15 protein-coding genes are annotated in these 16,972 nt (G+C 62.3%); 6 read left to right on the top strand and 9 right to left on the bottom strand.

Features of this window, described 5'->3' with window-relative positions; all coding sequences use genetic code 11:
* Window positions 1–13: 13 nt before the first annotated feature.
* Both ydeE and ABLU73_RS16055 read left to right on the top strand, forming a co-directional pair.
* Complete coding sequence (ydeE, locus tag ABLU73_RS16060; RefSeq protein ID WP_182971200.1) at window positions 14–1,210, top strand: efflux MFS transporter YdeE; 1,197 nt, start codon at window positions 14–16, stop codon at window positions 1,208–1,210.
* A 129-nt stretch (window positions 1,211–1,339) separates the two neighbouring features.
* Entirely contained in the window at window positions 1,340–1,822 is a 483-nt protein-coding gene (locus ABLU73_RS16055) for a helix-turn-helix domain-containing protein (protein WP_004205976.1), read from the top strand.
* Window positions 1,823–1,857: 35 nt separating this feature from the next.
* On the opposite strand, the gene urtE is transcribed toward ABLU73_RS16055, so the two are convergent.
* From urtE to ABLU73_RS16020, 7 genes are all read right to left on the bottom strand, one after another.
* Window positions 1,858–2,556: an urea ABC transporter ATP-binding subunit UrtE gene (urtE, locus tag ABLU73_RS16050; RefSeq protein WP_004205977.1), complete on the bottom strand. Its 699-nt coding sequence runs from the start codon at window positions 2,554–2,556 to the stop codon at window positions 1,858–1,860.
* A gap of 9 nt (window positions 2,557–2,565) precedes the next feature.
* Window positions 2,566–3,363, bottom strand: coding sequence for an urea ABC transporter ATP-binding protein UrtD (gene urtD / locus ABLU73_RS16045; protein WP_004205978.1), 798 nt, complete (start codon window positions 3,361–3,363; stop codon window positions 2,566–2,568).
* On the bottom strand, window positions 3,363–4,436 hold the full coding sequence (gene urtC / locus ABLU73_RS16040) for an urea ABC transporter permease subunit UrtC (protein WP_048294833.1): 1,074 nt from the start codon (window positions 4,434–4,436) through the stop codon (window positions 3,363–3,365). Before urtC ends, urtD begins: the two co-directional genes overlap by 1 nt.
* Window positions 4,436–6,010 carry an urea ABC transporter permease subunit UrtB gene (gene urtB / locus ABLU73_RS16035; protein WP_154041004.1) on the bottom strand — a complete coding sequence of 525 codons (1,575 nt, stop codon included), beginning with the start codon at window positions 6,008–6,010 and terminating at the stop codon, window positions 4,436–4,438. The genes urtC and urtB overlap by 1 nt, the downstream gene beginning before the upstream one ends.
* A 61-nt stretch (window positions 6,011–6,071) precedes the next feature.
* Window positions 6,072–7,343 carry an urea ABC transporter substrate-binding protein gene (gene urtA / locus ABLU73_RS16030; protein ID WP_004205981.1) on the bottom strand — a complete coding sequence of 424 codons (1,272 nt, stop codon included), beginning with the start codon at window positions 7,341–7,343 and terminating at the stop codon, window positions 6,072–6,074.
* 170 nt (window positions 7,344–7,513) lie between these two features.
* Complete coding sequence (locus ABLU73_RS16025; protein WP_053810405.1) at window positions 7,514–8,617, bottom strand: cobalamin-independent methionine synthase II family protein; 1,104 nt, start codon at window positions 8,615–8,617, stop codon at window positions 7,514–7,516.
* A 148-nt stretch (window positions 8,618–8,765) separates the two neighbouring features.
* A complete protein-coding gene (locus ABLU73_RS16020) occupies window positions 8,766–9,164 on the bottom strand; it encodes a rhodanese-like domain-containing protein (protein WP_017900351.1) in 399 nt (132 codons plus the stop codon).
* Window positions 9,165–9,231: 67 nt separating this feature from the next.
* On the opposite strand from ABLU73_RS16020, the gene ftrA reads away from it, so the two are divergent.
* On the top strand, window positions 9,232–10,329 hold the full coding sequence (gene ftrA / locus ABLU73_RS16015) for a transcriptional regulator FtrA (RefSeq protein ID WP_117246945.1): 1,098 nt from the start codon (window positions 9,232–9,234) through the stop codon (window positions 10,327–10,329).
* Window positions 10,298–10,513 (top strand): DUF4177 domain-containing protein, encoded by a 216-nt coding sequence (locus tag ABLU73_RS16010; RefSeq protein ID WP_004205985.1) that lies wholly within the window; start codon window positions 10,298–10,300, stop codon window positions 10,511–10,513. Before ftrA ends, ABLU73_RS16010 begins: the two co-directional genes overlap by 32 nt.
* A 54-nt stretch (window positions 10,514–10,567) precedes the next feature.
* Here the strand turns inward: ABLU73_RS16010 and ABLU73_RS16005 are convergent, their stop codons facing one another.
* Window positions 10,568–11,008, bottom strand: a complete 441-nt coding sequence (locus tag ABLU73_RS16005) for a GNAT family N-acetyltransferase (RefSeq protein WP_004205986.1) — start codon at window positions 11,006–11,008, stop codon at window positions 10,568–10,570.
* A gap of 264 nt (window positions 11,009–11,272) precedes the next feature.
* On the bottom strand, window positions 11,273–12,337 hold the full coding sequence (locus ABLU73_RS16000) for a LacI family DNA-binding transcriptional regulator (protein ID WP_264924085.1): 1,065 nt from the start codon (window positions 12,335–12,337) through the stop codon (window positions 11,273–11,275).
* A 196-nt stretch (window positions 12,338–12,533) separates the two neighbouring features.
* On the opposite strand from ABLU73_RS16000, the gene ABLU73_RS15995 reads away from it, so the two are divergent.
* Both ABLU73_RS15995 and ABLU73_RS15990 read left to right on the top strand, forming a co-directional pair.
* On the top strand, window positions 12,534–15,641 hold the full coding sequence (locus ABLU73_RS15995) for a beta-galactosidase (RefSeq protein ID WP_062913928.1): 3,108 nt from the start codon (window positions 12,534–12,536) through the stop codon (window positions 15,639–15,641).
* A gap of 54 nt (window positions 15,642–15,695) precedes the next feature.
* Window positions 15,696–16,961 (top strand): MFS transporter, encoded by a 1,266-nt coding sequence (locus ABLU73_RS15990; RefSeq protein WP_218811082.1) that lies wholly within the window; start codon window positions 15,696–15,698, stop codon window positions 16,959–16,961.
* The last annotated feature ends 11 nt before the right edge of the window (window positions 16,962–16,972 follow it).

The following is a 16,972-nucleotide window of genomic DNA, read 5'->3' as shown; positions in this document are numbered from 1 at the left end:
AGGCAAGGAAATCATGATCACCACACTCCGGCGCTCCACCATCGCGCTGCTGGCATCGTCGCTACTGTTGACTATCGGCCGCGGGGCCACACTGCCGTTTATGACCATCTACCTCACCCGACGCTATCAGCTGGAGGTGGATGTGATTGGCTACGCCCTGTCGCTGGCCCTCGTGGTCGGCGTGCTGTTTAGCATGGGCTTTGGCATCCTCGCGGACAAGTTCGACAAAAAGCGCTATATGGTGTGGTCAGTGCTGGTGTTTATCCTTGGTTTCAGCGCGATACCGCTGGTCAATAACGCTATCCTGGTGGTGATCTTCTTTGCGCTGATCAACTGCGCCTACTCAGTCTTTTCCACCGTGCTGAAAGCCTGGTTCGCTGACCGGCTGACGGCGGAGAAAAAAGCGCGCATTTTCTCGCTGAACTACACCATCCTCAACATCGGCTGGACCGTCGGACCGCCCATCGGCACGCTGCTGGTGATGCACAGCATTAATCTGCCATTCTGGCTGGCGGCAGCCTGCGCCGCCTTCCCGTTAGTGTTTATTGAGCTGTTTCTGCAGCGAGATGGCGCCGCCGCCGCCCAGCCAGGGGCTGCCGTCTGGACGCCTTCGGTGCTGCTGCGCGACCGCGCGCTGCTGTGGTTTACCTGTTCAGGGCTGCTGGCCTCCTTCGTTGGCGGCGCTTTCGCCTCCTGTATCTCGCAGTACGTACTGGTGGTCGCCAGCAGCGACTTCGCCGAAAAAGTGGTGGCCGTGGTGCTGCCGGTTAACGCCGCGGTGGTCGTCGCTCTGCAGTACGCGGTTGGCCGGCGACTGAGCGCCAGAAATATCCGCCCGCTGATGACCTTCGGCACCGTCTGCTTTGTGATCGGCCTCGTGGGCTTTATGTTCTCCGGCGCCAGCCTGTGGGCATGGGGGATCTCGGCGGCGATCTTCACCCTTGGCGAGGTGATTTATGCCCCCGGCGAGTATATGCTGATTGACCATATCGCCCCGCCGGGGATGAAGGCCAGCTACTTCTCCGCTCAATCGCTGGGATGGCTGGGCGCGGCATTCAACCCGATGCTGACGGGGTTGATCCTCACCCATCTGCCGCACTGGTCGCTTTTTGTCATTCTTATCGGGGCCATTGTCGCCGCCTGGCTGATGATTTTCCGCGGGATCAATGCCCGCCCCTGGCAACCGGATTCTCCGCTGGCCAACGCCTGACGCCAGCTGGCATGCGGCTGTCAGGTTGCTGTCGGGCCGTTGTCGGGTCGCTGTCGTGGTGGCTGGCGGCCCGCTTTTCCATACTCCATCACAGGTTTACATCCGCAGAACGTTATGGAGCATACAAATATGAACAGCAACAATCAGGTCAAACAATTACGGCTGCAGCGCGCCTGGTCCCAGGAACAGCTGGCCGAAATGGCGGGTCTCAGCGTCCGCACGATCCAGCGCATTGAGAATGGCGAACGCCCGGGACTGGAGACCCTCAGCGCCCTCGCCGCGGTCTTTGAGGTGACGGTGGCCGAGATCGGCGGCGAAGCCTCGCGGGAGGGCGCGCCGGGCCCGGAAGCCTCGCTGGATCTGCGTATAGAGGAAGCGAAAGCGCGGGTGCAGCAGGAGAGCCGCTTTTTTCGTTCGCTGTCGGTCGCGCTGGTGGTCTGCGTGCTGCTGGCGCTGCTCAACCGGTACACTAACCCGCAGTACACCTGGTCCGGCTGGGTCGCCCTGATCTGGGGCGCTCTGCTGGCGGTGAGAGGATTACGCCTGTTCGTGTTCGGCGAATGGATCAAAAACTGGCGCCAGGCGCGCCTGCAGCGGCTGCTGCGTAAATAGCAAGGAAACCGGCGGCTCGAACGCCGCCGGTCCGTTCAGATAGTCACCAGGGCGCGTACGCCGTCGGTTTCCATATCTCCGCCCTTGCCCTGCTGGACGATGGCGCCGCGCGACATCACCAGGTAGTGGTCCGCCAGCCCGGCGGCAAAGTCATAGAATTGTTCCACCAGCAGGATGGCCATATCCCCGCGGCTCGCCAGCTGACGGATCACCTCGCCAATCTCTTTGATGACCGAGGGCTGGATCCCCTCGGTGGGCTCATCGAGGATCAGCAGCTGCGGACGGCTGGCCAGCGCCCGGCCGATCGCCAGCTGCTGCTGCTGGCCGCCGGATAAGTCACCGCCCCGCCGCTGCTTCATGGTCTTGAGCACCGGGAAAAGCTGGTAAATCTCCTCCGGCACCTGCTGCGCCTCGCGGGCGGGAAAGCGCGATAGCCCCATCAGCAGGTTTTCCTCCACCGTCAGGCGCGGAAAAATCTCGCGTCCCTGAGGGACGTAGGCCACCCCGGCCTGCACCCGCTGGTGCGGTTTACGGTGGGTGATGTTCTGATCCTGCCAGCGCACTTCGCCGCTGCGCGCCGGGATCAGCCCCATCAGACATTTCAGCAGGGTGGTCTTGCCGACGCCGTTGCGCCCCAGCAGGCAGGTGACTTCGCCCTGGCGGGCGGAAAAATCCACCCCACGCAAAATATGGCTGCCGCCGTAGTATTGATGTAGCTGACTCACCTGTAACATTGGCGCTCCTTAACGTCCCAGATAAACTTCAATGACCTGTTCATTGGCCTGCACCTCCCGCAGCGATCCCTCCGCCAGCACCTGGCCCTGATGCAGGACCGTCACCCGGTCGGCGATGGTCTCGACAAACCCCATGTCGTGCTCCACCACCATCAGGGAGTGCTGTCCGGCCAGCGTACGAAACAGCTCCGCCGTATATTCGGTTTCCGCATCGGTCATGCCGGCCGCTGGCTCATCAAGCAGCAGCAGATGCGGCTCCTGCACCAACAGCATGCCGATCTCAAGGAACTGTTTCTGGCCATGGGACAGCAGACCGGCCTGGCGGTAGCGTTCGCCGTCAAGACGCAGCAGGCGGAGCACCTCATTCAGCCGATCGTCCTGTTCGCTGCTCAGCCGGGCGCGCAGGCTGGCCCACACCGATTTATCTCCTTTCATCGCCAGGGCGAGATTTTCCGCCACCGTCAGCGCTTCGAAGACCGTCGGCTTCTGAAACTTGCGCCCGATGCCCTGGCGGGCGATGGCCACCGGTTCGAGGGTGGTCAGATCCACCGACTGGTCATAGATCGCTTTGCCGCTCTGCGGCCGGGTTTTGCCGGTGATCACGTCCATCAGGGTGGTCTTGCCCGCGCCGTTGGGGCCGATCACACAGCGCAGCTCGCCGACGCCAATCGCCAGCGACAGGTCCGTCAGCGCCCGGAAACCGTCAAAGCTGACGTTAATGTTCTCCAGCTGCAGTACCGGGTCGGTTTGCGCACGAAAGCGATCGCCGGGCAGCTGGCGGGTAAACAGTCCTTCATCCGGTTGCATTAGCGGTCTCCTCGACGCAGCAGGCCCATCACCCCGCGGGGTAAAAACAGGGTTACGATGATAAAGATGAGGCCGAGAAACAGCTGCCAGTACTCCGGCATCGCCACGGTGAAAATGCTCTTCGCGCCGTTGACCAGCCCGGCGCCAAGCACCGGGCCGATCAGGGTGCCGCGCCCGCCGAGCGCCACCCAGATGGCAGCCTCAATGGAGTTGGTCGGCGACATCTCGCTGGGGTTGATGATCCCCACCTGCGGGACATATAACGCCCCCGCCAGGCCGCAGAGCACCGCCGACAGCGTCCACACCAGCAGCTTGAAGCCGCGCGGGTCGTACCCGCAGAACATCAGGCGGTTCTCAGCATCCCGCACCGCGGTGAGGATCCGGCCAAACTTACTCTGCGCCAGCGCCGAGCCCAGCCACAGGGTCAGCAACAGCAGCAAAACCGTGGCCATAAACAGAGAGGCGCGGGTGCCGGTGGCGGTGACCGGAAAACCCAGCAACGTGGTAAAACCGGTGAAACCGTTATTGCCGCCAAACCCGGTCTCGTTGCGAAAGAACAGCAGCATACCGGCATAGGTCAGGGCCTGGGTCATGATCGAGAAATAGACCCCTTTGATCTTCGAGCGAAAGGCAAACCAGCCGAAAACCAGGGCCAGCAGACCGGGAACCAGCACCACCAGCGCCATCGCCCAGGCGAAATGCTGCGTGCCCCACCAGAACCAGGGCAGTTCGCTCCAGGAGAGAAAAGACATAAACGCCGGCAGACCGTCGCCCGCCGCCTGGCGCATCAGGTACATGCCCATAGCGTACCCGCCGAGGGCAAAGAAAATCCCGTGCCCCAGCGACAGCATACCCGCGTAGCCCCAGACCAGATCCAGCGCCACCGCCACAATGGCGTAGCAGAGGATTTTACCGCTCAGGGTCAGCAGCCAGCTCGGTACCGCGAGCGGATGGGAGGCCGGCAGCAGCGCCAGAAATGGCATGCTCAGCAGCCCCAGCACCAGCAGGATCCCCAGCCAGCGCAGAGGCCGCGGCGCGCGCTGCGCCAGCGTTAAGGTAACAGGTTGGCTCATCAGTCAATCACCCTCCCTTTCAGCGCGAACAGACCCTGCGGGCGTTTCTGAATAAACAGAATAATCATCACCAGGATCAGGATCTTGCCCAACACCGCGCCCATTTGTGGTTCGAGAATTTTGTTGAAAATGCCCAGCCCAAAGGCCGCCGCCACGCTGCCGGCCAGCTGGCCGACGCCGCCCAGGACCACCACCAGAAACGAGTCGATGATGTATCCCTGACCCAGTTCAGGCCCGACGTTGCCGAGCTGCGACAGCGCCACGCCGCCCAGCCCGGCAATACCGGAGCCGAGGCCAAAGGCCAGCATATCCACCCGCCCGGTAGGCACGCCGCAGCAGGCGGCCATCGCCCGGTTCTGCGTCACGGCGCGGACGTTCATCCCCAGACGGGTGCGGTTCAGGATGAGCCAGGTAAAGCACAGCACCAGCAGGACGAACGCCAGCACCGCCAGCCGGTTCCACGGCAGGATCAGGTTCGGCAGGACCTGCACGCCGCCGGAGAGCCAGGCGGGGTTCGCCACCTCGACGTTCTGTGCGCCAAACAGCATCCGCACCAGCTGGATAAGCATCAGGCTGATCCCCCAGGTGGCGAGCAGCGTCTCCAGCGGCCGACCATACAGATGACGAATAATGGTGCGCTCCAGCGCCATGCCGATCCCGGCGGTCACCAGAAACGCCACCGGCAGCGCGACCAGCGGATAAAAGGCCAGCCACTGCGGCGCGAGCTGCGCCAGCGCCTGCTGAACCAGCCAGCAGCTGTAGGCGCCAATCATCAGCATCTCGCCGTGGGCCATGTTAATCACCCCCAGCAGGCCGTAGGTGATCGCCAGCCCCAGCGCGGCCAGCAGCAGCACCGAGCCCAACGATAGCCCCATAAAGGCCTGGCCCAGCAGATCGCCGAGCAGCAGACGATGTTTGATCTTTTGCAGGCTGTCGCTGGCCGCCTCGCGCACCGCCGCATCCGGCTCATGCTGGGCATCGGTAAAGGGGATCAGGAGCGCCTGGGTTTCCGGGTCCGCGGAATGGCCGAGCAGCGTCACGGCGGCCAGCCGCGCGCTGGCCTCAGGCTGAGTGAGCTGCAGCCGGGCCAGCGCCACCTCCAGCAGGCCCCGCACATTATCATCGCTTTCCGCCTTCAGCCGCTGCTGCAGCAGCGCGGCCATGGCCGGGGTCGCTTCCCGCTGTAGCGTTCGTGCGGCGGAATCTCTCTCCGTGACGTTGTCACTTAAAATAAGGTGGCTGGCCAGCGCGCCGGCAGCCAGATTGCGCAGGCGGTTGGTCAGACGCACCGGTCGGGTTTCGCCCTGGGGCGCGGCGACGGCACCCAATGGCTGTAATCCGCCCTGTCGGGTGCGGAAAGCATGTTTTCCGTCGTCCATCACCAGGCTCTCGGTGGTCAACGCCCGCAGCAGCGGCAGACGATCCGCCTGCGGCGCTGCCGCCCACTGGGTCAACAGCTGCGCCTGCTGGCTGCGGCTGGCGGCAACGAAGTCGTCCGCCTCCGCGGCCTGTGCCCGCCATGGCAGCAGGATCAGCAGTAGCGTCAACACACTCATGAGACGCAATGCGTTCATGTCGTTCTCCTCTGGTCAGCGGCCGACGGACGCGACGTTCCCGCTCCGTCGGCCCTGGCGCTTACTGGCTGACGGTTTTCACCGGATGGTCAGGTTTCTTATCATTACCGGGGATCCACGGGCTCCACGGCTGCGCGCGGACGGGCTCATCGGTCTGCCAGACCACGTTGAACTGGCCGTTGCCTTCAATTTCACCAATCATCACCGGCTTATGCAGATGGTGGTTGGTGGCATCCATCGTCAGGGTGAAACCGGACGGCGCTTTGAAGGTTTGTCCGGCCATAGCGTCGCGCACTTTGTCCACGTCGGTGGTGCCGGCTTTGGTCACCGCCTGCGCCCACATATGCAGACCCACCCAGGTCGCTTCCATCGGATCGTTGGTCACCACCGTATCGGCATTCGGCAGCTTGTGCGCTTTGGCGTAAGCGCGATAATCGGCGACAAAGGCTTTGTTGGTCGGGTTATCGACCGACTCAAAGTAGTTCCATGCCGCGAGGTTGCCGACCAGCGGTTTGGTATCGATGCCGCGCAGCTCCTCTTCCCCCACCGAGAAGGCCACCACCGGCACATCGGTCGCTTTCAGCCCCTGGTTAGCCAGCTCTTTGTAGAACGGCACGTTGGAATCGCCGTTGATGGTAGAGACCACCGCCGTTTTGCCGCCGGCGGAGAATTTTTTGATATTGGCGACGATGGTCTGGTAATCGCTATAGCCGAACGGGGTGTACACTTCTTCGATATCTTTGTCCTGGATCCCTTTGGCATGCAGGAAGGCGCGAAGGATCTTGTTGGTGGTGCGCGGATAAACGTAGTCGGTTCCCAGCAGGAAGAAGCGTTTGGCGCCGCCGCCGTCCTCGCTCAGCAGGTATTCCACCGCCGGGATGGCCTGCTGGTTAGGCGCCGCGCCGGTATAGAAGACGTTGGGGGACATCTCTTCCCCTTCGTACTGTACCGGGTAGAACAGCAGGCCGTTCAGCTCCTCAAACACCGGCAGGACCGATTTACGCGAGACCGAGGTCCAGCAGCCAAACACCACCGCCACCTTGTCCTGGGCCAGCAGCTGGCGTGCCTTCTCGGCGAACAGCGGCCAGTTGGAGGCCGGGTCGACCACCACCGGCTCCAGCTTCTTGCCCAACACCCCGCCTTTGGCGTTGATGTCGTCGATGGCCATCAGGGCGACGTCCTTCAGCGGCGTTTCGGAAATCGCCATCGTCCCGGAGAGCGAATGCATGATCCCGACTTTAATAGTGTCGGCGGCATAGGCCTGGAAGGAGAGACCCATAGCCATAACAGAGGCGGAGAGTGCAAAAGCTTTTAATAACGTTCTTCGTTGCATGATTCACTCCTGAGTAGCGCAAAAATAAAGAATTAACAGCTAACCAGAGGTGATAAGGCAAAAACGGTGCCAGGTTGTGAGAACAGTGGGATGCGGCGCAGGCGGACGGCGGAGGCGAAGGAGATGGCAGCGTTGCCTCATCACGGTGCAACGCTGCGCTAAGAAAGCAATTACCAGACGTCGGCGGCGATGGCGGTCACCAGACGGACTTTTTGCCACTGCTGGTCTTCGCTGAGGGCGTTACCCTCTTCCGTGGAGGCGAAACCGCACTGCGGACTCAGGCAGATCTGCTCGAGCGGAACATATTGCGCCGCCTCAGCGAGGCGCGCTTTTACCCCCTGCGGGTTCTCCAGCTCGCCGTTTTTGGTGGTGATAAGCCCGAGGACCACCTGCTGATGGCCGGGACGAATAAAGCGCAGCGGAGCGAAATCTCCGGAGCGGTCGTTGTCATACTCGAGGAAGAAGGCATCGACATTGACGCCGCCAAACAGCACCTCAGCCACCGGCTCGTAACCGCCCTCCGAGATCCAGGTTGAGCGGAAGTTGCCCCGGCAGACGTGCAGGCCCACCGTCAGATCGGCCGGCTTGCCCTCCAGCGCCTGGTTCAGCACCCGGGCATAAATGCGCGCCAGCGCATCCGGATCGTCGCCGCGCTCGCGCACCTGCTGACGCTGGGCATCGGAACAGAGATAGGCCCAGACGGTATCGTCCAGCTGCAGATAGCGGCAGCCGGCGTCATAAAACGCACGGATCGCGTCGCGCCAGGTGGTGGCCAGGTCGTCGAAGTAGTCGCTGAGATCCGGGTAAACGGTGGCATCAATATCTTTCCGACCGCCGCGGAAGTGGAGCACGCTCGGGCTGGGAATGGTCATCTTAGGCTGCGCGTCGCCGCTGATGCTTTTCAAATAGCGGAAATCCTCCAGCATTGGGTGGTCGCCAAACGCCAGCTTGCCGGTAACGCGCACGCCGTGCGCTTTGGTCTGCACGCCGTTGAACTGGATCCCCTGCTCGGCATCGTAACGCTCAACGCCTTGCAGGCCGTCGAAGAAATCAAAATGCCACCATGCGCGACGAAACTCGCCGTCGGTGACCACGTGCAGGCCGCAGTCGCACTGCTGCTGAACCAGATGACGGATCGCGTTATTCTCAATCTCGCGTAGCTGAGCGGCGTCGATAATCCCCTCAGCCAGCTGCTGACGCGCCTGTTTGATGCTGTCCGGGCGCAAAAAACTGCCGACGATGTCTGCGCGGAACGGGGCCTGTTGACGTTGCATGCTGTCTCCTTAGCGGTGGGCGCGTTAGTTGCCCACCGTGATAGTTCATTATTTGAATTTTTAGACTTCTGGATGGCTATATGTCCAGATACTGGCATGCAGGCCGGCGGGCCGCAAACGAGAATATTTCATGGGACATGAAAAATATTCATTTACCGGCGACAAACGCATAGCCCTCATCTTCCCAGCCGGTGATCCCGCCGAGCATCATTTTCACCGGCCGCCCCAGTTCGGCCAGCTTTAGCGCGGCAACGTCGGCACCGTTGCAGTGCGGCCCGGCGCAATAGACCACAAACAGGGTCTCCGCCGGCCAGGCCGCCATTCTCTCGGCGCTGATCTGGCTGTGCGGGAGATGCAGCGCGCCGGGCAGGTGGCGCCTGGCGAAGGCCTCCTCGCTGCCGACCACGTGCAGCAGGACAAAGTCGACCTCGCCGGCACGCTGGGCGCTGTGCACATCGGCGCAGTCGGTCTCGAGATGCAGCTTATGGCGGAACCAGCGGATAGCCTCGGCGGAGGTGGCGGGGGTAAATTGGGTTACTACACTCATGGTGTCTTCTCCTTGTCTGTGATAACACTACTTTACTGACGCCCATCACCCTTATCTGCCGGCAACCATGACAGAAAACGCTAACATCCTGACAACCCCTTCGGTGACACTGTCACCTCACCGCGTGGTGGCCCTCGCCTACGATGGCCTGTGCACGTTTGAGTTTGGCGTGGCCGTGGAGATCTTCGGCCTGCCGCGCCCGGAAATGGGCGAGCGCTGGTACCAGTTCGCCGTCGCCGCCGTCGATGAAGGGCCTCTGAGAGCCACCGGCGGAGTCCGGTTGATGACCGACGGCGGCCCTGAGCTTCTCGCCCAGGCGCAGACCATCGTGGTCCCCGGCTGGCGCGGCATCGACGCCCCGGTCCCCGAGGCGCTGTGCGCCGCCCTGGCCGCCGCTCACGCCCGCGGGTGCCGGATTATTTCCATCTGTTCCGGGGTGTTCGTTCTCGCCGCCGCCGGGTTGCTCAATGGCCGCCAGGCGACAACCCACTGGCGCTACACCGCCGCGCTGCAGTCCCGTTTTCCGCAGATCCAGGTGGTGGAGGATGTCCTGTACGTGGGTGATGATTTGCTGATGACCTCCGCCGGCAGCGCGGCGGGGATCGACCTCTGTCTGCATCTGGTGCGCGAGGATTTCGGCAGCGAGGCAGCGAATGTGGTCGCCCGCCGCCTGGTGGTCTCTCCCCATCGCGACGGCGGTCAGGCGCAGCAAGTCCTGCGTCCGGTGGCCCGCAGCCGGGAGAGTCTGCGCCTTGGCCAGCTGTTTGATTATCTGCACCAGCATCTCGCCGCCAGCCACACCGTCGCCTCCCTCGCACAGCGCGCCGGCATGGGGACGCGCACCTTTTTGCGCCGCTTTGAAGAGGCCACTGGTAAAACCCCCGCCCGCTGGCTGCTGGAGGAGCGTCTGCTGCGCGCCCGTCAGCACCTGACGGAGAGCACGATGGGCATCGACCAGATCGCTGAGCGCTGCGGCTTTGTCAGCGCTGGCACCCTGCGCCACCATTTTCGCCAGCGCTTCGCGCTAAGCCCACTGCAGTACCGTAAACAGTTTGCAACTTCTCCGATTGCAAAATCGTCCCAGCCACGGACAATAGACGGCCACAGTAAACCGGTCGCCAGGATGGTCGATGATGAAGAAAGAGTGTCGGGTAGTGATCTATAAAGAGGGCCTGCTGGGCAGCCTGTTTTTTGGCGAAGCCAAAGCCGACCCTGACAAAATGAGCCAGTTTCTCAGTAGCTATACCCGCGAAGGCTGGGAGGTAAAAACCATGTCGGTGGAGCGACGCCGTACCGCCTTGTTCTGGTCGCGGGAAGCGTATCTGTTTGTGCTTGAACGGCCCCTCTGACGGTGCCTGCGCCTGGTTTAACCGCTTAAGCCAGGCGTTGCCCGGTATCCGCGCTCAGGGCTGGCGGATATAGCCCTGCTCCTGCATGTTGCGCATGGCCTCCTCGCTGGCGCAGACCATCCCGGTGGTCAGCATGGCAAAACCAAAGCGCTGATAGAATGGGATTTTATCGGCCACCGCATAGATAAAGATTTTGCCGAAGGGCAGCAGCTGCTCCCGGATGGCCAGCATTAGCTGTTGTCCGTAACCCTGCCCCTGGCGGTCGGGGACGATCGCCACATCCGACAAATAGCTGCTCCAGGTGCAGTCGCTGATGGCCCGCGCCACGGCAATCAGCTGACCGTGCTCATAGCCAAACCAGCAGAAGGTGCTATGGAGAAACGCCTGCTCCAGCTGCTGAACATCACGTTCATTCAGCCCGGCCTCGGCGACGATGGTCCTCACCCGCCGCCAGTCTACCCGCCCAATCGCCTCTTTCCCCTCAATCACCATCATGACCTTGACTCCCGTTGTGTTCGGCATCTATCCCGAAAGACAGATGTAGCATGCCGCCGCATGGGGATGCCAGGCGAAAAAACGAACGGAACAAAACGGGAAACGGAGGAAGGCAAAAAAAAACCGCCATGTGACTGGCGGTAAATCAATGCTTGCATGGATAGATTGTATTTTGCATTTTTCGCAGGCAGAGGATCCTGACCTCTCTACGTTTGATCCCGAGGTTAGCATGGTCAACCTCAATAAATCCTCAACGGCCTGCGGCTAGAGCTTCTCCACCAACGCTTTCAGCTGCGCCAGGGTCTGCTGCCGGTCCTCCGCGGCGGCGAGCGGCCACGCCGACTGGCGCACGATGAGCCGGGTCGGCAGCAGCTCGCGGATCCGCAGCTGCGGGGCCGCCATCAGAGCAATCAGCCGCTCCACGGCCCGCTTGCCCAGCAGATCGAAGTCCTGCGCCACCGTGGTGAGCGGCGGCTGAAAGTAGAGACTGTCGGCGGTGTCGTCATAGCCGGTCACCGATACCGCCTGGCTGCCGCTGCGATTGAGCTGGGCCAGCGCGCTGAGTACCCCGAGCGCCATCTGATCGTTCGCCACCACAATGGCGCTGATCCGCGGCTGCAGGTGCAGCAGTTCAAAGGTTTTCTGCCAGCCGCTGGCGGCGCTCCAGTCACCGAACACCGTGGTTGAACGGGCGATATTCAGACTGTGCAGCGCCTCGCGCCAGCTGGCGAGACGCAGACGAGCGGAAACCGAACTTTCCGGCCCTGCCAGCAGGCCAAATTCGCGATGCCCCAGCTCCCACAGATGGCGCACGCACGCCCCACAGCCGTCGCGATGATCGAAGCGCACGCAGCAGACATCGGCCTCCGGGGAGACGTCCAGAAACAGGCAGGCCATATCCGGGTTCTCTTTAACCAGTCGCTCGGCGGTAGCGCTTTCCAGCGGCAGACTAACGATCACTCCGCGAATATGCTGGGCGCGCAGTTCGTCCAGCCGGGCCTGCAGCGCGGCGAAGTCGGCCTGCGCCGGCATCGCTATTGCCACCTCCAGCTGGTGCAGGCTGGCATGGCTCTTTACCGCGGCGGCGATCTGCGAGGGAGCATGCAAGGTCAGCGAGGCAGTGATAAGCCCAATGGAGGGCGCTGCTTTGCCGGCGAGCAGCTGCGCCGAGCGGTTAGGTACGTAGTGCAGCGCCTGCATCGCGCGGATTACCTGCTCGCGGGTGCGGGCTGACACCACTTCAGGACGGTTCAGGACCCGGGAGACGGTCTGTTGGGAAACCCCGGTCGCGCGAGCGACATCCTCCAGGGTAGCGGTACGACGCGGCATTTTTTCTCCTCAGCAATAACAATGTCGTGCGCTAACATTTTATGTTTAACGCGCGACAAAAAACAGCGCTTTACCCTCGCTTTCGTGATCGTCTGTTAATTTCATTTCCGCCGTCGTTGCTGGACAAAACAAATTATCCGATAACGTTCTTTATCCTGTTTAGCGATCGACATTTTCTGACTTACCGGGGATTACTATGCCAATAAGCGATACCAGTCGCCGCCACGCGCCTGACTTCCACGCCGTCCTCGCCCGCGAAGACTGGCAGAACCAGACCATTACCCATCTCAACCGCCTGCCAGCGCATCCCGCGTTCGCCAGCTGGCGCGATGAGCTTGCCGCCCGCGATAATCGCCCTTCGCCTCGACGTCGTCAGCTGGACGGCGAATGGCAATTTGCTTACGCCCGCAGCCCGTTTGCCGTCGATGCACAGTGGCTGACGCAAGACCTGCCAGGCAGCCGCGGGACGCCCGTGCCCTCCAACTGGCAGATGGAGGGCTATGACGCGCCGATCTACACCAACGTCCGCTACCCCATCGACACCATCCCGCCGCGGGTGCCGGAGGATAACCCAACCGGCTGTTACTCCCTGCACGTTGCGATCGATGACGCCTGGCGCACGGACGGACAGACGCAGATTATTTTCGACGGCGTCAACTCAGCGTTTCATCTGTGGTGCAACGGCGCCTGGGTCGGTTACTCCCAGGACAGCCGCCTGCCGGCGGCGTTCGATCTCAGCCCCTTCCTGCGCCCGGGCGACAACCGCCTGTGCGTGATGGTCATGCGCTGGAGCGCCGGCAGCTGGCTGGAAGACCAGGATATGTGGCGAATGAGCGGTATTTTTCGCTCGGTGTGGCTGCTGAATAAGCCGCACCAGCGGCTATGCGACGTGCAGCTGACGCCGACCCTTGACGCCCTCTGCCGCGACGGCGCTCTGCAGGTTCAGGCGACCGTCGAAGCGACAGAGGCGGCGCTTGCCGGGCTCTGCGTCGGGGTTAGCCTGTGGCGCGGCGAGCAGCCTGTCGCCGCCCATCGTCAGCCGTTAGGCACCCCGGCGGTGGATGAGCGCGGCCACTATGCCGAACGGGTCGATTTCTCCCTGGCGGTAGCGGCGCCGGCGCACTGGAGCGCGGAAACCCCGAACTGTTATCGCGCCGTGGTCACCCTGTGGCGTGGCGACGAACTGCTGGAGGCCGAGGCGTGGGATATCGGTTTTCGCCGCATCGAGATCGCCGACGGTCTGCTGCGCCTTAACGGCAAACCGCTGCTGATCCGCGGCGTTAACCGCCATGAACACCACCATTTGCGCGGTCAGGTGGTCAGCGAGGCGGATATGGTGCAGGACATTCTGTTGATGAAGCAGAACAACTTTAACGCCGTCCGCTGCTCACACTACCCCAACGCGCCGCGCTGGTATGAGCTGTGCAACCGCTACGGTCTGTACGTGGTCGATGAAGCCAATATTGAAACCCACGGCATGGTGCCGATGAACCGGCTGTCCGACGATCCGGCGTGGCTGCCAGCCTTCAGCGCCCGCGTCACCCGGATGGTACAGAGCAACCGCAACCATCCATGCATTATCATCTGGTCGCTGGGTAACGAATCCGGCGGCGGCGGCAACCATGAAGCGCTGTACCACTGGCTGAAGCGCAACGACCCGAGCCGTCCGGTGCAGTACGAGGGCGGCGGCGCGGATACCACCGCTACCGATATTATCTGTCCGATGTACGCCCGCGTCGAACGCGACCAGCCGATCCCGGCGGTACCGAAGTGGGGGATCAAAAAATGGATCAGCCTGCCCGGCGAGCAGCGGCCGCTGATCCTCTGCGAGTACGCCCATGCGATGGGCAACAGTCTCGGCAACTTCGCCGATTACTGGCAGGCCTTCCGCGAGTATCCGCGGCTGCAGGGCGGGTTTATCTGGGACTGGGCCGACCAGGCGATCTGCAAAACCTTTGACGACGGCAGCGTCGGCTGGGCCTACGGCGGCGACTTTGGCGATAAGCCGAACGATCGCCAGTTCTGTATGAACGGCCTGGTGTTCCCCGATCGCACGCCGCATCCGTCGCTGATCGAGGCGAAGCACGCCCAGCAGTATTTCCAGTTCGCCCTGCTGTCGACCTCGCCGCTGCGCGTGCGCATCGCCAGCGAATACCTGTTCCGCCAGAGCGATAACGAAGCGCTGCGCTGGCAGGTGCAGGCGGCCGGTGAAACCCTGTATCACGGCAACCTGACGCTGGCGCTTCCCCCGGAGGGCAGTGACGAGATAACGCTGCTTGATGACCTGATTATACCGCCAGGCGCCCGCGCGGTGTGGCTGACGCTGGAGGTGGTCCAGCCCCGGGCGACCGACTGGTCCCCGGCGGACCATCGCGTCGCCTGGCAGCAGTTTCCCCTGCCCGCCCCGCTGGCGCTGCCGGCGCCCACGGTGCCTGCCGGCGCCCCGGATCTGGTCGTCAGCGAGGAGGCCTGGCAGATCCGCGCCGGCACGCAGTGCTGGACCGTCGATCGGCGGACCGGTTTGCTGAGTGGCTGGTCGCTTGCCGGTCAGGAGCAGCTACTGACCCCCCTGCAGGATCAGTTTATCCGCGCGCCGCTCGACAATGACATCGGGGTCAGCGAAGTGGAGCGCATCGATCCCAACGCCTGGGTGGAGCGCTGGAAAAGCGCCGGCCTGTTCGACCTTGAGGCGCGCTGCGTGCAGTGCGATGCCCAGCGCCTGGCGAATGAGACCCTTGTCGACAGCCGCTGGCACTACCTGCGCGGCGACGAGGTGGTGATTGTCAGCCACTGGCGCATGCGCTTTACTGCGGACGGAACGGTACGGCTGACGGTGGACGGCGAGCGCGCGGAAACGCTGCCGCCGCTGCCGCGGGTCGGACTGCATTTCCAGGTGGCGGATCAGCAGGCGCCGGTGAGCTGGCTGGGGCTGGGACCGCATGAGAACTACCCCGACCGGCGGAGCAGCGCCTGCTTCGCCCGCTGGGAGCAGCCGCTGGCGGCGATGAGCACGCCCTACATCTTCCCGACGGAAAACGGCCTGCGCTGTGATACCCAGGCGCTGGACTGGGGACGCTGGCACGTCAGCGGCCATTTCCACTTCTCCGTTCAGCCATGGAGCACCCGTCAGCTAATGGAGACCGACCACTGGCACAAGATCCAGGCCGAAGACGGGGTGTGGATCACCCTCGACGGCCTGCATATGGGAGTGGGGGGCGATGACTCCTGGACCCCAAGCGTGCTGCCGCAGTGGCTCCTGACCCAAACGCGCTGGCAGTACGAGGTCTCATTGCGTTGCCTTTAATCCGTGGGGGCGGCAGCCCCCACCCTACAAACAGAATAACAAGGGATCATGGTGATGAAATTCTCTGAACTGGCGCCGCGAGAACGGCATAATTTTTTCTATTTCCTGCTGTTCTTTTTCTTTTACTATTTCATTATGTCGGCCTATTTTCCTTTTTTTCCGGTGTGGCTGGCGGACGTTAACCATTTAACCAAAACGGAAACCGGGATCGTCTTCTCCTCCATCTCGCTGTTCGCGATTATTTTTCAGCCGGTATTTGGTCTGATGTCGGATAAGCTTGGCCTGCGCAAACATCTGCTGTGGACCATCACGGTACTGTTAATTCTGTTCGCGCCGTTCTTTATTTTCGTTTTCTCCCCGCTGTTGCAGATGAATATTATCGCCGGTTCGCTGGTGGGCGGGATCTACCTGGGGATTGTTTTCTCCAGCGGCTCCGGGGCCGTGGAAGCCTATATCGAGCGCGTCAGCCGGGCAAACCGCTTTGAATATGGCAAAGTGCGGGTCGCTGGCTGCGTCGGCTGGGCGCTGTGCGCCTCGATAACCGGCGTGCTGTTCGGCATCGACCCCAATATTACCTTCTGGATCGCCTCCGGCTTTGCGCTGGTGCTAGGTCTTCTGCTCTGGCTGTCGCGCCCGGAAAGCAGCAACAGCGCCCAGGTTATTGAGGCGCTGGGAGCCAATCGCCAGGCCTTTTCGCTGCGCACCGCGGCCGAGTTGTTACGTATGCCGCGTTTCTGGGGCTTTATCGTCTATGTGGTGGGAGTCGCCAGCGTCTACGACGTGTTTGATCAGCAGTTCGCCAACTTTTTCAAAAGCTTTTTCGCCAGTCCGCAGCGCGGTACCGAAGTGTTTGGCTTCGTCACCACCGGCGGCGAGCTGCTCAACGCGCTAATTATGTTCTGCGCCCCGGCCATCGTTAACCGCATCGGCGCCAAAAACGCCCTGCTGACCGCCGGGATGATCATGTCAGTGCGCATTCTCGGATCGTCGTTCGCCTCATCGGCGGTAGAGGTGGTGATCCTCAAGATGCTGCATATGTTTGAGATCCCCTTCCTGCTGGTCGGGACCTTTAAATATATCTCCTCCGCCTTTAACCCGCGGCTCTCGGCCACCCTGTTCCTGATCGGTTTTAACCTGTCGAAACAGCTGTCCGGGGTGGTCCTTTCCGCCTGGGTGGGCCGGATGTATGACACCGTCGGCTTCCATCAGGCCTATCTGATCCTCGGCTGCATCACCCTGAGCTTCACCCTGCTCTCGTTCATCACCTTACGCGGCGGCAAAAGCCTGCTGCCAGCAGCGGAGACGCAGACCCCCGCCTGATCCCGGCGCTC

It is taken from the genome of Klebsiella sp. GG_Kp175 (assembly GCF_040062325.1).
GTDB lineage: Bacteria > Pseudomonadota > Gammaproteobacteria > Enterobacterales > Enterobacteriaceae > Klebsiella > Klebsiella quasipneumoniae.
This window is presented reverse-complemented; position numbering and strand designations above follow the sequence as displayed.

What these genes read in the sequence shown, in the direction of transcription:
- ydeE (WP_182971200.1), top strand. Translation starts at nt 14, where the DNA reads ATGATCACCACACTCCGGCGCTCCACCATCGCGCTGCTGGCATCGTCG.
- ABLU73_RS16055 (WP_004205976.1), top strand. Translation starts at nt 1,340, where the DNA reads ATGAACAGCAACAATCAGGTCAAACAATTACGGCTGCAGCGCGCCTGG.
- urtE (WP_004205977.1), bottom strand. Translation starts at nt 2,556, where the DNA reads ATGTTACAGGTGAGTCAGCTACATCAATACTACGGCGGCAGCCATATT.
- urtD (WP_004205978.1), bottom strand. Translation starts at nt 3,363, where the DNA reads ATGCAACCGGATGAAGGACTGTTTACCCGCCAGCTGCCCGGCGATCGC.
- urtC (WP_048294833.1), bottom strand. Translation starts at nt 4,436, where the DNA reads ATGAGCCAACCTGTTACCTTAACGCTGGCGCAGCGCGCGCCGCGGCCT.
- urtB (WP_154041004.1), bottom strand. Translation starts at nt 6,010, where the DNA reads ATGAACGCATTGCGTCTCATGAGTGTGTTGACGCTACTGCTGATCCTG.
- urtA (WP_004205981.1), bottom strand. Translation starts at nt 7,343, where the DNA reads ATGCAACGAAGAACGTTATTAAAAGCTTTTGCACTCTCCGCCTCTGTT.
- ABLU73_RS16025 (WP_053810405.1), bottom strand. Translation starts at nt 8,617, where the DNA reads ATGCAACGTCAACAGGCCCCGTTCCGCGCAGACATCGTCGGCAGTTTT.
- ABLU73_RS16020 (WP_017900351.1), bottom strand. Translation starts at nt 9,164, where the DNA reads ATGAGTGTAGTAACCCAATTTACCCCCGCCACCTCCGCCGAGGCTATC.
- ftrA (WP_117246945.1), top strand. Translation starts at nt 9,232, where the DNA reads ATGACAGAAAACGCTAACATCCTGACAACCCCTTCGGTGACACTGTCA.
- ABLU73_RS16010 (WP_004205985.1), top strand. Translation starts at nt 10,298, where the DNA reads ATGAAGAAAGAGTGTCGGGTAGTGATCTATAAAGAGGGCCTGCTGGGC.
- ABLU73_RS16005 (WP_004205986.1), bottom strand. Translation starts at nt 11,008, where the DNA reads ATGATGGTGATTGAGGGGAAAGAGGCGATTGGGCGGGTAGACTGGCGG.
- ABLU73_RS16000 (WP_264924085.1), bottom strand. Translation starts at nt 12,337, where the DNA reads ATGCCGCGTCGTACCGCTACCCTGGAGGATGTCGCTCGCGCGACCGGG.
- ABLU73_RS15995 (WP_062913928.1), top strand. Translation starts at nt 12,534, where the DNA reads ATGCCAATAAGCGATACCAGTCGCCGCCACGCGCCTGACTTCCACGCC.
- ABLU73_RS15990 (WP_218811082.1), top strand. Translation starts at nt 15,696, where the DNA reads ATGAAATTCTCTGAACTGGCGCCGCGAGAACGGCATAATTTTTTCTAT.